General features: G+C 42.5%; 1 protein-coding gene. It reads left to right on the top strand.

Annotated features, from left to right (window positions below; translation table 11 throughout):
- Positions 1–275, top strand: a 275-nt coding sequence (locus tag JKP73_RS22970) for a transposase (protein ID WP_200412074.1), incomplete at both ends; no start/stop codon positions are given.

Below are 275 nucleotides of genomic sequence, written 5' to 3'. Positions count from 1 at the left end.
GAGATTGAGACGTTAGCGAAACAATTTGAGGTGTATGAGATTCTTACATCCATCCCCGGAGTAGGTACTAAAATTGCAGCCACTCTGATTTCAGAAATAGGGGATGTCACACAATTTAGTCACCCTAAGAAACTAGTAGCCTATGCAGGACTTGATCCAAGGGTATACCAATCAGGTAAGTTTACAGCTACGATAAACCGGATAACCAAAAGAGGATCTACGAAGCTACGTCAGACCATCTATTCAGCTGTTCAGTGTGGACTAACCAATAACCG

The sequence above is a fragment of the Virgibacillus salexigens genome (assembly GCF_014905415.1).
In the GTDB taxonomy this organism is placed as follows: Bacteria; Bacillota; Bacilli; order Bacillales; family Amphibacillaceae; genus Virgibacillus; species Virgibacillus salexigens.
This window is presented reverse-complemented; position numbering and strand designations above follow the sequence as displayed.